At 54.6% G+C, this 14095-nt stretch carries 11 protein-coding genes; 9 read left to right on the forward strand and 2 right to left on the reverse strand.

The window, feature by feature from the left end:
- Nucleotides 1-38 precede the first annotated feature (38 nt).
- The 5 genes from H7B67_RS23955 to H7B67_RS23975 all read left to right on the forward strand — a co-directional run bounded on the left by H7B67_RS23955 (nucleotide 39) and on the right by H7B67_RS23975 (nucleotide 6970).
- Nucleotides 39-863 carry an MBL fold metallo-hydrolase gene (locus H7B67_RS23955; protein WP_185122401.1) on the forward strand — a complete coding sequence of 275 codons (825 nt, stop codon included), beginning with the start codon at nucleotides 39-41 and terminating at the stop codon, nucleotides 861-863.
- A gap of 30 nt (nucleotides 864-893) precedes the next feature.
- On the forward strand, nucleotides 894-1946 hold the full coding sequence (locus tag H7B67_RS23960) for an alpha/beta hydrolase (protein WP_185122402.1): 1053 nt from the start codon (nucleotides 894-896) through the stop codon (nucleotides 1944-1946).
- A gap of 145 nt (nucleotides 1947-2091) precedes the next feature.
- Nucleotides 2092-3822: an extracellular solute-binding protein gene (locus tag H7B67_RS23965; RefSeq protein WP_185122403.1), complete on the forward strand. Its 1731-nt coding sequence runs from the start codon at nucleotides 2092-2094 to the stop codon at nucleotides 3820-3822.
- A gap of 79 nt (nucleotides 3823-3901) precedes the next feature.
- A complete protein-coding gene (locus H7B67_RS23970) occupies nucleotides 3902-6547 on the forward strand; it encodes a glycosylhydrolase-like jelly roll fold domain-containing protein (protein WP_185122404.1) in 2646 nt (881 codons plus the stop codon).
- Between the two features lie 132 nt (nucleotides 6548-6679).
- Nucleotides 6680-6970 (forward strand): hypothetical protein, encoded by a 291-nt coding sequence (locus tag H7B67_RS23975; protein WP_185122405.1) that lies wholly within the window; start codon nucleotides 6680-6682, stop codon nucleotides 6968-6970.
- A 67-nt stretch (nucleotides 6971-7037) separates the two neighbouring features.
- On the opposite strand, the gene H7B67_RS23980 is transcribed toward H7B67_RS23975, so the two are convergent.
- Together H7B67_RS23980 and H7B67_RS23985 are read right to left on the reverse strand one after the other, a co-directional pair.
- Nucleotides 7038-7436: an SRPBCC family protein gene (locus H7B67_RS23980; RefSeq protein WP_185122406.1), complete on the reverse strand. Its 399-nt coding sequence runs from the start codon at nucleotides 7434-7436 to the stop codon at nucleotides 7038-7040.
- Nucleotides 7433-7762 carry a metalloregulator ArsR/SmtB family transcription factor gene (locus H7B67_RS23985; RefSeq protein ID WP_185122407.1) on the reverse strand — a complete coding sequence of 110 codons (330 nt, stop codon included), beginning with the start codon at nucleotides 7760-7762 and terminating at the stop codon, nucleotides 7433-7435. Before H7B67_RS23985 ends, H7B67_RS23980 begins: the two co-directional genes overlap by 4 nt.
- Before the next feature lie 271 nt (nucleotides 7763-8033).
- On the opposite strand from H7B67_RS23985, the gene H7B67_RS23990 reads away from it, so the two are divergent.
- The 4 genes from H7B67_RS23990 to H7B67_RS24005 all read left to right on the forward strand — a co-directional run bounded on the left by H7B67_RS23990 (nucleotide 8034) and on the right by H7B67_RS24005 (nucleotide 14095).
- Nucleotides 8034-11111 (forward strand): CBM35 domain-containing protein, encoded by a 3078-nt coding sequence (locus H7B67_RS23990; protein WP_185122408.1) that lies wholly within the window; start codon nucleotides 8034-8036, stop codon nucleotides 11109-11111.
- A gap of 185 nt (nucleotides 11112-11296) precedes the next feature.
- Nucleotides 11297-11986, forward strand: a complete 690-nt coding sequence (locus H7B67_RS23995; protein WP_185122409.1) for a response regulator transcription factor — start codon at nucleotides 11297-11299, stop codon at nucleotides 11984-11986.
- Entirely contained in the window at nucleotides 11979-13079 is a 1101-nt protein-coding gene (locus H7B67_RS24000; RefSeq protein WP_185122410.1) for a sensor histidine kinase, read from the forward strand. Before H7B67_RS23995 ends, H7B67_RS24000 begins: the two co-directional genes overlap by 8 nt.
- An 83-nt stretch (nucleotides 13080-13162) precedes the next feature.
- Entirely contained in the window at nucleotides 13163-14095 is a 933-nt protein-coding gene (locus H7B67_RS24005) for a M15 family metallopeptidase (RefSeq protein ID WP_245364068.1), read from the forward strand.

Here is a 14095-nt window from a genome sequence, read left to right on the forward strand (position 1 = left end):
GGACTTTTTAATTCCGGAACCAAGAAGGGGGAGTAACGGTGAAACCAGAAGAGCAGCCAAGGTATTTTGCGGTAGAAGTGACGACGGACACCTACTTGATCGGATGCGAAAGCGGAGATCATAGCGGCGACTGGGGGCGCAGTCTGGATTATGGCAGCCCGACTGGGAATTCTTGGTTGATCAAGGGTAGGGATAAGGCCATCCTCATCGATTCGGCCGCGCCGACGGAGGGGGTTCGCGCCTTCGCCGAGCGAGTCGCGAACCTGCCGGTTATGTTGGTGCTTTCGCATGCGCATCCCGACCATATTTATCGCTTAAAGGAATTTGACGAATTCTGGATCCATCCGGCCGATGAAGGTCTGCTCAGGGGGCAATATGGGTTTCCGGCCTATCCGGACATTCCCAAGACCGTTCATTACTTGGAAGAAGGCGACGTTCTGGACATCGGGAACGGGCACAAGCTTGAAGTTCACCACGTTCCGGGACATACCGACGGAAGCATCCTGCTCTTGGACCCGATGAAGAAGTCGTTGTTCTCCAGCGATACGATCGCAAGACGACTGTTGTACGGTCTCGGCGAATGGGTTCCGTTGGACCGGTTCATCCAAGATCTAAGGAGAATCAGGCTGTTGGATTTCGATTACCTATACTCTTGCCACGACCGACCCGCGATCTCGAAGAAATTCATCGATTATATGATCGAGAGCTTAAAAGAGCTTCCGAACGTCGACAAGACCGTGTCCATTCTCGGAATGGAATTTCTGCACCTGGTCAGGGGCAACGAGCTGGAGGAGGCTTACTTCGACTTCGTTGTCCCGCTGCGCAAAAGAGAGGAATGCATCGATTCGCTCGCAAAAGTGTAGCGGCTGAACGAGCTGGGAATGGAGGTCCGCATGAATACGTGGTTTATCATCTTAGTCGCGATCGTATCGATGATCGGGGCGTTCGCGGCGATTGCAGCAGGCGTGCTGCTCTACCTGACGCGTCGCTCCGATATCGCGTGTCTTTGGCTGCAGAAGAAGTGGTTTAAGGGCATGCCCGCCAACTCTTATCATAGCGTAGCGGAGCAGGTCGATACGGTGCTCGATAACGGCGTGCGCTATCGGAATGAAATCCAATATTCCGCTGAGTATCCCAATAGCTACCTCGACATTTATTATGCCGCCGAAGATCTATCGATCAAGAGGCCGACGATGCTGTTCCTTCATGGCGGCGGCTGGATCTTCGGCGGCCGCGCCTCCGGCGATCCTCTTGCGGGAACGAACGGCGATATCGGCTCGTTGCTCCGCGAAATCGCAAGCCATGGGTTTAACGTCGTCAGCATCGACTACTGTCTTGCCCCGGAGTGGCGTTACCCCAAGCAGTATTTCCAGCTTAACGACGCTATCGCTTTCTTGGTCGAACGCAGCAGGGAATACCATCTGGATATGGACAATGTCGTCCTGATGGGCGGCAGCGCCGGCGCGGTCATGACGGCTCAATATGGTCTGATGGTCTCCAACCCCGACTATGCGGCGATGATGGGCATTCGGCCTGCGATTCGCCGGGAGGCCGTCAAAGCGCTTCTGATAGACGGAGCGCCGATGAATACGGCGTTGATGAAGACAGCGCCTATGGATCAATTCGGCAAGCTGCTGTTAAGAACGTGGTTCGGCACGAACGACCTGACAACCAGCGAGCCGTCAAAGCAAATCCACGCCGCGAGATGGGTCGACGAACGATATCCGCCTTGCTTCCTGACGGCCGGCAATTCCTTTTGCTTCCCGAAGCACGCCGAAGAGCTGGAGAAGGTACTGGACGCGAAAGGCATAGAGCACGATTCCTACTATGTGGATAGCCGAGAGGCCAGAGCCATGCACGGGTATATCGTCCATTTCGCGACGGATTCTAATGCGGGGAAAGGGCTTGAGCGCATGCTAGCCTTTGCGCAAAGAATGACGGCTTGATTAACGCGAAGGAGAATGCGAGGGTGACCGACCTGGCGGGAATCAATCAATCAAGTAAAGAGCGATCATGAAAGTAAAAAACGATGAGTATAAGAGCGCTTTCAGGAAATATATGATGATGGTATTCCGAATAAGGGGGATACCTATGAGACGTAAGCTGCAGATCAAATTCGTAATCGCTTTGACATTAAGCATTGCCATTACAATGAGCGGGTGCAGCAATAACGGCAACGATGGAAATCCGGACCGTGCCGGCAATCATAACGCGCCTTCGGAGAGTATGAGTCCGGCGGCAAGCGAAACCAATCATTCGGCTGATCGATCGCCGTTTGGAAAGTATGAAACGCCGATCGCCATTCAAGTCGGGAAATCGGCAGGACCGACCGACAAATACCCGGAAGGCGATTCGATTGAAAATAATATATGGACCCGTTTTTATAAAGATGAATTAGGCATCGACGTAAAAATAGCGTGGACTGCTCTCATGGGCGAGCAATACGATCAAAAAACGAAGCTGGCTATCGCTTCCGGCAATATGCCGGATTTGATGACGGTCAATGCGCAACAGTTAGCGCAGTTGGTTGAAAATGATCAGATAGCCGATCTTACGGATGCCGTTGAACAATATGCCAGCGAGTTCACCAACGTACTGTTGAATGCCGATGGCGGCATGGCTATGAAAGCCGTCACGTATAACGGAAAAATCATGGCTATTCCTAGCACGGGTTCCATGATCGATTCTTCGAATGTCCTCTGGATCAGGCAGGACTGGCTGGACAAGCTTGGGCTGCAACCTCCGAAAACGATCGCAGACCTTAAAGATATAGCGGAGGCATTCACCACTCGCGATCCGAACGGCAACGACAAATCCGACACCTTCGGATTAGGCATCACCAAGGATCTATGGTCCATTACCGGAACGGCGGGACTTGAAGGATTCTTTAATAGCTATCATGCCTACCCGACCATATGGGTGAAGGACGATTCGGGCAATTTGGCCTATGGCGCGGTGCAACCAGCAAACAAACAAGCGCTCGCCGACCTCCAAGAGATGTACAAAGCAGGATGGATCGATCCGGAGTTCGGCGTGAAAGACGGAGGACGGGTAAGCGAGGACATCGGCGCGAACAAGATTGGCATGCTATTCGGCAAGATGTCTACCCCGTTCTATTTCTTGGCGACGATCATGGCGGATCCCAGCATCGATTGGAGGCCTTATCCTTTGCCGTCCATCGATGCGACTCCCGCTTCTACCCAACAGGATTTCCCGGTCCAGAACTACTATGTGGTGAGGAAGGGATACGAGCATCCCGAGGCGGCGGTAAAAATGTTGAATTTGGCCGAAGAAGTGACGAGAACCTCGGATTCCGAGATTCATAAACGGCTTAAACCGAAGTTCGATGCGGCGTTGGAAAAGACGGAAGGGTTCGCGGCGTTCCCGATAATTTACGGCGACCTGCCGACGAAAAATATTACTGCCTATCTGAATATCAAAAAAGCGATGGAAACGAAAGACGAGTCCGTGCTAACGACGAAAGAAGAAAAAACGAGTTACGAAGGATTGTTGGATTATATCAACACGAAAAACCCTGCAAACGTTACGTATTGGCTGGTTTTCGGTCCGTCTGGATCTCAGAGCGTATTGAATGAATACTATAGCAATAAAAGGTACGTCGGAACCGAATTTTACGGCGCCGCTACGCCGGCCATGACAACCAAGCAATCCACGCTCAATAAGTTGATCGTACAGGAATTTACCAAGATTATCGTAGGAAATTCATCGATCGACGAGTTTGACCGGCTCGTAAAGGACTGGAATAAAATCGGCGGAGAGCAAATCACCAAAGAAGTGAACGATTGGAAAGCCTCAAGATAAGGATACGTAGAGGAGGGGGGCCAATGTCCCCCCTTCTGCATTCCCTAAAGGTCAATTATAGAATACGAGGGTGATCGAATTGGACAAGTTGATTCAGGAAGCGGTGACGGGCAAGCACCTTCACTATCAACAACCGTTCTTCCGCGTCAGCGAGAAGGATACGGAGGAAAGCCTCCGCAGGAGGATCAAGCAGTTTAACGAGCATGGCTACTACTCGATCGTCCTGGAATATAATCGAACGGACGGCTCCATCTCCAAGACAACGAAATTCGACGACGATTGGTGGGAACGGTTAGGGTACATCTCCGAAGCATGCAAGGAGCTCGGCATGACGTTCTGGATGCAGGACGCGGCGCCGTTCCCGACAGGTTCGGCCAACGGTTCGTTCGAGGAAGAGGAGCACCGGTCCAAAAGCAAAAAGTTTATCGTCGAGAAACACTTGGATATTCACGGTCCCATTCATGAGGCCTGCATCCCCATCGACAAGTTGGCGAGTTCCATCCGCGGAAACCTGAAGGAGATCTTGCAAAATCGAAGCGACATCCCGGATAAGTTGTTGTATGTAACGGCGGTTAGGAAGTCAGTAGACGCCGCCGGTTATGACAGCGAATCCAGAATCGACCTCACCTCGCGAGTAAAAGACGGCGTATTGAGATTCGACTTCGGACCAGGCATCTGGCGCGTATTCGCGATTCTGGAAACTTATGGCGGCGGAAGAAAACATTTCATGAATCTATTGGACGAAGAATCGGTCCGAGTTCAGATCGATTCGGTTCACGCGCCGCATTATGAACGGTTAAAGGAGCAATTGGGAGTCACCTGGATGGGCTTTTTCTATGACGAGCCCGAAATCGGGAATCTTGGCGGCTACGTGTTCGATAACCTGCCCGGCAGAAGCCATAATGCCATGAGCGTCCCGCTTCCATGGAACAAGGATATGCCGCAATTACTCGAACAACGATTCGGGCCGGACTTTCCAACTTTGCTTCCAAGCCTTTGGTGCGACTTCGAGGGGACGAGTCCGTTCGTCAGACACGCTTACATGGATACCATCACGCGGTTAATCGCCAAAAACTATAACGGGCAAGTCTTCCAATGGTGCGAAGAAAGAGGCATTGCGTATATCGGGCACGTCATCGAAGACGAGAATGCGCATTCCCGGCTGGGCAGCGGACCGGGACACTTCTTCCGGGTGGAAGAAGGGCAGCATATAGCGGGAATCGACGTGGTAGGCGGGCAAATATGGCCGGGAATGGACTTCGAGGGGATGAGCTGGTACGGCGCGCTGGAAGGCGACGGAGAATTCTATCATTACGGATTAGCCAAGCTGGGGTCTTCGGCCGGTCACCTCGACCCCAAGAAGCAGGGACGCAGTCTCTGCGAATTCATCGGTCTATACGGGACGCTTGCGGGGACGCGAATCCGCAAGTTCGTGATCGACCATTTGTTGGTCAACGGGATCAATAACTTTATTCCTGCGGAGGATGGCATTGATTTGGATCCGGTATTTTCTCGTAAGCTTAATGCTTATACCGACCGGATGTGCCATGTGTTGCGGGATGGCGAGCATGTCGCTCCGGTTGCGGTGCTTTACCACGCGGAGGCGGAATGGAGCGGGGAATTCCAGTATTTCCACAAACCCGGCAAGGCGCTTGCCACGAATCAAATCGATTACGATGTCGTTCCCACAGACGTGTTCGCCCGGAGGGAAGAATTCGGAACCCGTCTCCAAGGCGGCCGATTGCTTATCCATAAGGAGTCTTACCAGGCACTTATTATCCCGTACAGCCAAAGAATTCCTAAAGAAGTCGCATCGTTCATTCAAGAGGCCGAATCCGCCGGATTCCCCGTATATTTCGTCGATCGGCATCCGGAGGGGTTTTGCGAGACCGCCAATGAAGCTATGCCTGCGCAGGTTTACTCGTGCAAGGCGGTCCCTTTGGATAGCTTGGCCGCAACGCTTCGCGAAGACGGCATCTATGAGATCAGCGTCTCGAATCCGCAGCCTTATTTAAGATATTTGCATTACAGGCGAGATGACGTCGATCTGATCTTGTTCCACAACGAGGAACCGGTTAAAGAGATCGAGACGGTGGTCACGATTCCGACGACGAAGCCCGTCAGGGTGTATGACGTCATGGAGAACCGTATCTACGCTCCGAAAGCTGCCGAAGCGGGAGGGAATACTCAGATTCCGTTAAAACTCGGGCAATATGAAGCGATTTTGTTCATGGTCGGGGAGAACATCGAAACCATAACCGCGCCCGACATGGATGATGCGAAGGAATTGTCCGGGCGATGGGAAGTTTCGTTCGAGTCGTTGGACAGTTCGCCGGCTCCGGAGATATGGATATCGGATGAGTTAGACGATATCGGCTCTTCCGATCGGTATCCGGACTTCTACGGGAAAGCGACTTACCGAACGACTTTTACCAGCGACAGCAAGCTTCCGAAATACCTGAGTCTTGGTAAAGTTTCCGAATGCGCGGAAGTTTACGTTAACGATCAATACCTAGGTGCCGCGGTAGCGGAGCCTTATCGCTTTTCCCTTGGAGATTCCGTGCAAGAAGGGACGAACCGGTTAGAAATCGTGGTAACGAACAACCGAACCCGATCCAAGGATGCCGGCAAGGGAAACCACCCTTTATTAGGTTCGTTAAGCGCCGTCACCTACAATTGGCTTGAACCTTGCGGGCTGCTGGGGCCTGTGAAGCTGATGATGTAGGATGGTGAATAAATAAAAATAAGAAAAAGATGCAGTCCGGCTGTTTCAACTTTTTCCTTCGCGGTTAATAAGAGGGTAAGCACGACCATTCTGACCCCGCTTGGCGGGGAAACCAAAGGAGGACATTCCGTTATGCTTAGAGCGGTGGATGTCAACTTGGACGCCACAGAAATGGTGCTCACGCTGGAGAAGGAGAACTCGCCGAGGAAAATCGAGTATATGAAGATCGATCGGTTGGAGAAGGTAAAGGAGCCGGTAAGGAAGTTGCTGCGGACGGTCGAAGTGGATGGAATCAAAGTGACCGTGAGAGGGATGGAGGAGCCGATCGTCATCACCAGCGATAAGCTCGGTGATTACGACCACGTAGAGAACTATCTTCTTCGCACGGTCGCCGAGAAATACGACGTAGCCGTTCTACAATAACTAGCCTAAACGATACAAGATATATAAATAGGAAGGCGGCATGCGGGAGCGTGCCGCCTTTACTTCATTATGCTTCCAACGCCTTCTCAAATTCCCCGAACCATTCCCCCCAGCCATATCTCGCGCCTTCAAGTCCTTGAGTATCGGAGAATCCGGTTTGTTCGAGATAAAGGTTCACCTTGCCGTCGCCCAATTCCTGCAGCGTCCAGGTGACCGTTTGCTCCTCTCCTCCGCTAGCCCAAATATAGGACAACCGGTTCGGTTCGTCCACGGCAAGCACCTCGCCGTCGACGATTCCGTCCCACCATTCGGACGGCTGATGGCGGAACCGGAAACGATGTCCAACGACGGGCTTAAAATCATTCTCCGCAATCCATTTGGCCAGCTTGCCGGAATCGGTTAGGGCAGACCAAGCCTTCTCGATCGATGTCGCGAACGGGAAATCCATGGATAAGGTCAAACTCATTCTTCTTCCTCCTCGAATAGTTGATTCAAACGAGACATATTCGTATCCCAGAACTTGCTGTAGAAAGCCGCCCAAGCTAGAATTTCCCGGAGCGGGGCGGCGTTTAGCCGATATCGCGTTTCTCTGCCGGCTTTGCGGTCAAGGACCAGTCCGGCCTCTTTAAGGATGTTCAAATGCTTCGATACCGCCGTACGGCCCATTGAAAACCGTTCCGTTAAGTCATGAAGCGGTATCTCTTCCGCCTCGGATAACAGACGAATCAGTCGGCGACGGGTCGGATCCGCAATCGCGTCGAACACATCTCGCAACGGGTTGTTTTCGCTCACGACACCCCCTCCAAAAATAAATAGAATCCCAAAAATAACCAAATGGTCACCATATGGTGTCGAATTGATTATACGACACCATATGGTGTCGTGTCAAACTCTCTTATGGTTCAACTTGGAAGCCATACTTTGCGCTCGCTGCCGCTTCGGTCATTCTTCTTCTACTCCAAGTCACAATCGTGGTAGTTTTCGCCGTTGGCTTGCGCTTACATTTGGAGGGCAACGACCTTCGAATGAATTCGCAGGACTATAGGGCAAAGGAGAGGATCGAATGAGGAGAAGGACTAGAGGCACTAAATTATTGGTATGGATACTCTCGGCGTTATTGGCGCTTGGATTTTGGCCGTTCGATGCGGATAAGGCCTCCGCTGCGCAGACCTACGAGGCGGAATCGGCGTCCCTGTCGGGCGGAGCCGCGGTCGCCTCGGATCATTCGGGCTATTCGGGGACCGGCTTCGTCGGCGGGTACACGGACGGCAACAAAGGGAGCGCCTCCGCCACGTTCAATGTAAGCGCTTCGCAATCGGGGAGCTACACGGCGGAACTGAGATACGCGAACGGCACCGGATCCGCCAAGACCTTGAGCTTGTACGTGAACGGAACGAAGCAGAAGCAACTCTCGCTGCCGGCGTCGGCGAACTGGGACGCTTGGGCCACCGCGACCGAAACCGTCAGCTTGAACGCGGGCGCCAACACGATCGCTTTCAAGTACGATGCCAGCGACACCGGGAACGTGAATCTCGACCGGGTCGTCCTGGATGAGATTGCTTCAGGCGGGACGGGGACGAACCTGGCGCTGAACAAGCCGATTTCCGCCAATAATTCCTATCCGGGTTATGCGGCGACTAATGCGGTTGACGGCAATGCTTCGACCTATTACGAGGGGGCGGCGAATTCCTATCCGAATGAGCTGACCGTGGATTTGGGAAGCGCGCGGAGCGTATCTTCCGTCGTCCTCAAGCTTCCTCCCTCCTGGGGGACGAGAACGCAGACCCTCTCGATATCGGGCAGCGGCGACAATTCGGCTTACTCTTCTCTCGCGGCGAGCGCCAGCTATGTCTTTAACCCTTCCTCGGGCAATTCGGTCGCGATTTCTGTCGCATCCGCATCCGTTCGTTACATCCGGGTTACGTTCACCGCGAATACCGGAGCGACGGGCGGCCAAGCGGCCGAAGTCGAGGCGTACGGTTTAGGATCGACAAATCCGAGCAACCCGACGTATCCGGCGTCTCCGCAATCCGCCTATGAAGCCGAATCAGCAGCTCTGACGGGCGGCGCGACGATTGCGACGGACCATACGGGGTATAGCGGCACCGGCTTCGTCGGCGGATTCACCGATTCGAACAAAGGCTCCGCAGCCGCAATCTTCTACGTCAACGTGGCGTCTGCGGGCAATTATCAAGTGAACCTGAGATACGCGAACGGCTCGTCGACCGCCCAGACGCTCAGCCTGTACGCGAACGGGACAAAGAGCGGTCAAACCTCGCTTATCGCGACCTCCGGTTGGGATACGTGGACGACGAGGGTCGATACGATCGAGCTGAACGCGGGCAACAACACGATCATGTACAAGTACGATACGACGGACAGCGGCAACGTGAATCTGGACCGGATCGACCTGACGGCGGCAACCGGCCCGAATCCACCGACTACTCCGCCTGCGGGAACTTATGGAGCGACGATGCCTTACGACAGCTACGAGGCGGAGAATGCGACCTATACGGGAACCTTGATCGAACCGCAGACGACGTTCGGGACGTTGGCTTCGGAGGCCTCGGGCAGAAAAGCGGTTCAACTGACGGCGGCGGGACAGTACGTGCAGATCACGCTGGCTAAAGCGGCCAAGGGATTGACGATTCGGTATTCGATTCCAGATAATGCGGCGGGAACGGGAATCGAATCGGCGATCAGCCTGTACGCGAACGGCGTCTACAAGCAAGAGGTGCCGTTAACCTCCAAGTACAGCTGGATCTACGGATCTTGGGGAACGGAAGGAGGGGAGAAGAGGTGGTCCAACAATCCGAACGCGACTCCGACGACCCCGCATCATCTCTTCGACGAGGTCGCGGTCGTCTTGGATCAGACGTACGCCGCCGGAACGGTGCTAAAGCTCCAGCGGAGCAGCTCGAACCTGAACTTCGCCCAGACGGCGAACGTGACCGTCGACTTGCTGGAAGCGGAGCCGGTACCCGCGGCCCTGACCATGCCGTCGAACTACGTCTCCATCGCGGCATACGGCGCGTTCGGGAACGACGGAGCCGACGATACCGTCGCCATCAACAATGCGATCAACGCGGTGAAGAATTCCGGCGGGGCTTACGCGGGCGTCTGGATTCCTGCCGGAACGTTCACCCTGAACAACGGAACGGCCGGCGCCGGTTATAACAACACGGGAACACGGATCTACCTCGACAGCGGCATTTCGATCAAAGGGGCCGGCGTTTGGTATTCGAAGCTGGAGGGCGATTACGCGGGCATCTATCTGCGAGGGGGCAACGTGACGCTGTCCGACTTCAAGATAAGCCCGAACGACAGGTTGCGGGACGACTACAACGGCGTATCGGGGGTCGAAGGGAACGGGACGAATTCGACGCTGACGAACCTGTGGATCGAGCACGCGAAGGTTGGCTTCTGGCTGACGAACCAGACGAATGCGGCGACGATCTCGGATTCCCGAGTACGCTCGGTATGGGCCGACGGTATCAACCTTCATTACGGCACCTCGAACACGACGGTCACGAACAACTCGATCCGCGGCAGCGGGGACGACGGGATGGCGATGTGGTCGGACACGTACCTGGATACGAACAACACGTTCAGCTACAACACCGTTCAGATCCCGACGCTCGCCAACAACGTCGCGATCTACGGGGGACAAAACAATTCGGTTGTCGGCAATCTGCTCACGGACACGGTGGTCAACGGCTCCGGCATCTCCTTCGGCACGAACTTCAATCCGCCTTCCATGACGGGAACGCTGACGATTCGGAACAACGTGCTGATCCGAACCGGCTCCGCCCACAAGGATTACGGGTACCAGATCGGCGCCATCTGGGCGTACTGGCTGAACAACGACGGCAAGGCTAACAACTTGACGATTACCGTGTCCGGCAATTCGATTCTGGATAGCGTCTACTCGGGCATCTTCATCGAGGAGCCGGCGCCGAACATCTCGGTCGCTTACTCAGCGAATACGATCGCGAATTCGGGAACCTATGGCGTCTATATTCGAGGCTCCGCGACGGGCAGCTCGGCGTTTACCGATAATACGGTGAACGGAGCGCCATCGGGCAAGTTCCTGAACGCTTCCTCGAACTTTACGGTATCCGGTTCGGGAAACAACTGGTAGTCGGCTATTCGCACGGACGCGGTGGCGGGGTATACATCTCTATAAATCGAATCATAGATAAGAAGGAGCAGGGCACATCCTTGCTCTTTCTTCGCATTTAGAGGAGAGAGCTTGCGCCCCTGCGTGCACATTCCGGCCAAACAAGCTACAATGGGAGGTAATTGGAAATAGGAGTGGACGACACGATGAAGCAGATTACCATCCTGATCGCGGACGACGACGAGGAGATCGCGGACCTGGTGGCGATGCACCTGGAGAAGGAAGGCTACCGGATCATCAAGGCGGCCGACGGGAGAGCCGCGGTTCAGGCGGTGCAATCCCATTCGATCGACCTGGCGATCCTTGACGTCATGATGCCGAAGCTCGACGGGCTGGAAGCGACCCGCCTCATTCGCGAGCAGGCTAGGATGCCGATCATTTTCTTAAGCGCGAAGACGTCCGACATGGACAAGATAACGGGCCTCGTCATCGGGGCCGACGATTACATGACCAAGCCGTTCAACCCGATGGAGCTCGTCGCCCGGGTCAAAGCTCAGCTTAGGCGCTCCATGCAGCTTAGCCAGCCGGCAGCCGAAGCCTCCTCGGTGATCGAGCTCGCGGGGCTCACCATCGATCCCGACAAGCGATCCGTCGCGCGCTACGGACAACCGATCGAGCTCACCCCGAAGGAATTCGACATACTGTACCTGCTCGCCAGCCATCCGAACAAGGTGTTCAGCGCGGATCATCTTTTTCGCCAATTGTGGGGGGAAGCGTACTACGAAGGCGGCAATACGGTCATGGTCCACATCCGCACGCTGCGCAAGAAGCTCGGAGAGGACAAGGACAAATGGATCAAGACGATATGGGGAGTAGGGTACACGTTCAATGCATAGGGAGAGAAGAAGCTTCCGCACGAACATCCTCGGCATCTTCGGGCTCAGCATGCTTGCGTCAGCCGCCCTGACGTACCTGCTCTATCGGCTCTTGCAAAATTATTACCGGAAGAACGCCCGAATGGGCGACACGATGGATCTTCTGCGCTCGATTCTCAACAAGGTAGGCGACCTGAACTTTTTCCTGCTTATTTTCCTTCCGCTCGCGATCTTGTTTTTCTACCTGTTCACGAAGCCTTACGTCCGTTACTTCCGGCAGATATCCGAAGGGATTCACCGTCTGGCAAGCGGAGATTTCTCGGCGCGGATACAGATCGACACGAACGACGAGTTCGAGATTATCGCGGAGGACATCAACAAGGCCGGGGCGAAGCTCAAAACGGCGGTGGAGAGAGGGGACTTCGCGGAGAACAGCAAGGACCAGTTGGTGCTGAATTTGGCGCACGATATCCGGACGCCTCTTACCTCCGTGATCGGCTACCTGGATTTTATACTTCATAACAACAACCTTACGGAAGAGCAAACGAAGCATTACATGAACGTCGCCTATACGAAATCCCGGCGTTTGGAAGGGCTCGTCGAGGAGCTGTTCGAGATTACGCGGATGAATTACGGCAAGGTCGAGATCGAGAAGAATCCCCTGGATCTCAGCGAGCTTCTCGTTCAATTAAGCGAAGAGCTCTATCCGGTGTTCGAGAAGAACGGCTTGACGTCAAGGCTGGACATCCCTCCGAACGTACAGGTGATCGGACAGGGGGATCTGCTCGCCCGCGTCTTCGAGAACCTGCTCATGAACGCCGCGCAATACGGCAAGGACGGCCAGTTCGTCGACATCGAATGCAAGCGGGAGGAGAACGATGTCGTCGTGAGGGTCATCAACTACGGGCACTGGATTCCGGAGGAGGAGCTTCCTTATCTGTTCGACATGTTCTTCAAGGGCGATCGCTCGCGTTCCCATAACGGCGGCAGCACGGGGCTTGGGCTGTTCATAGCCAGGAACATCGCCGAGCAGCACGGTGGAACGATATCGGCGCAGAGCGACATAACGAGAACGGTGTTCGAGGTGCGGCTTCCTCAGGCGGGCGACGTTTAAGAAAAAATTAAAATTTTCCCCACTTCCGCATTAAACAATTTCTCTTACTCTTAAGGAACATTGTTTAAGGGAGCTGCTGTCGAATGAAGAAGTGGTTGTTCGCGTCTGCGTTTATTGTGTTGTCGGGCTGCGGTTTTGGCGGTCTGGATTCGGATATGTCGGTCAACGTGGGGACGCCTTCGCCGACGTTAACGCAGACGCCTGCGAAGGTACCTGCGAAAACACCTGCGACTACGCCTACGCCGACTCCGGGCGCGAACCCGGAAGCCGAGCAGTGGACGACGATTACGCTGACGAAGGATCAGGTTTATTCGGGGCCGCTCGTGCTGGTCAACCGGGAGCATAAGATCCGGCCGGAGGCGCTGCCGGAGGATATCGTGGACCTGTCCGAACAGGATGATCTGACCGAAGGATATTCGCTTCTCGATCCTTCCATCGAGCTGTCCGAGGCCGTCGCGCTGCGGTTTCGTGAGCTGGTAGAGGGAGCGGCCCGCGACGGGGTTCGGAATTTGCGGATCAGCAGCGGGTACCGCAACAACTCCGAGCAGGAGGAGCTGTACGAGGAGAAGGGCTCGGATTACGCGCTTCCGGCCGGGCATAGCGAGCACAATCTGGGGCTGTCGCTCGACCTGGGGTCGACGACGGGGGCGATCGATCAATCCGCGGAAGGCAAGTGGCTGAAGAAGCACGCCTGGGATTACGGCTTTATCCTGAGGTACCCGAAGGACAAGGTCGATCTCACCGGCATTCAGTACGAGCCCTGGCATTTCCGGTACGTCGGCCTTCCTCACAGCCGGATCATGAAGGAGAAAAATTTCGTCCTCGAGGAATACCTGGCTTACCTGAAGGAGAAGGAATCGATCGTCGCGGAAGAGGATGGAGTCCGCTACCGAATCTCCTACGTGCCGGTAACGAAGCGTACGGAATTCAAAGTGCCGGTTGACGGCAGCTACGAGATATCGGGAGACAACTCGGACGGCGTTATCGTGACGGTTGCCTTGAAGGAGGCGGCTTAA

The organism is Cohnella thailandensis (genome assembly GCF_014212135.1).
In the GTDB taxonomy this organism is placed as follows: Bacteria; Bacillota; Bacilli; order Paenibacillales; family Paenibacillaceae; genus Cohnella; species Cohnella thailandensis.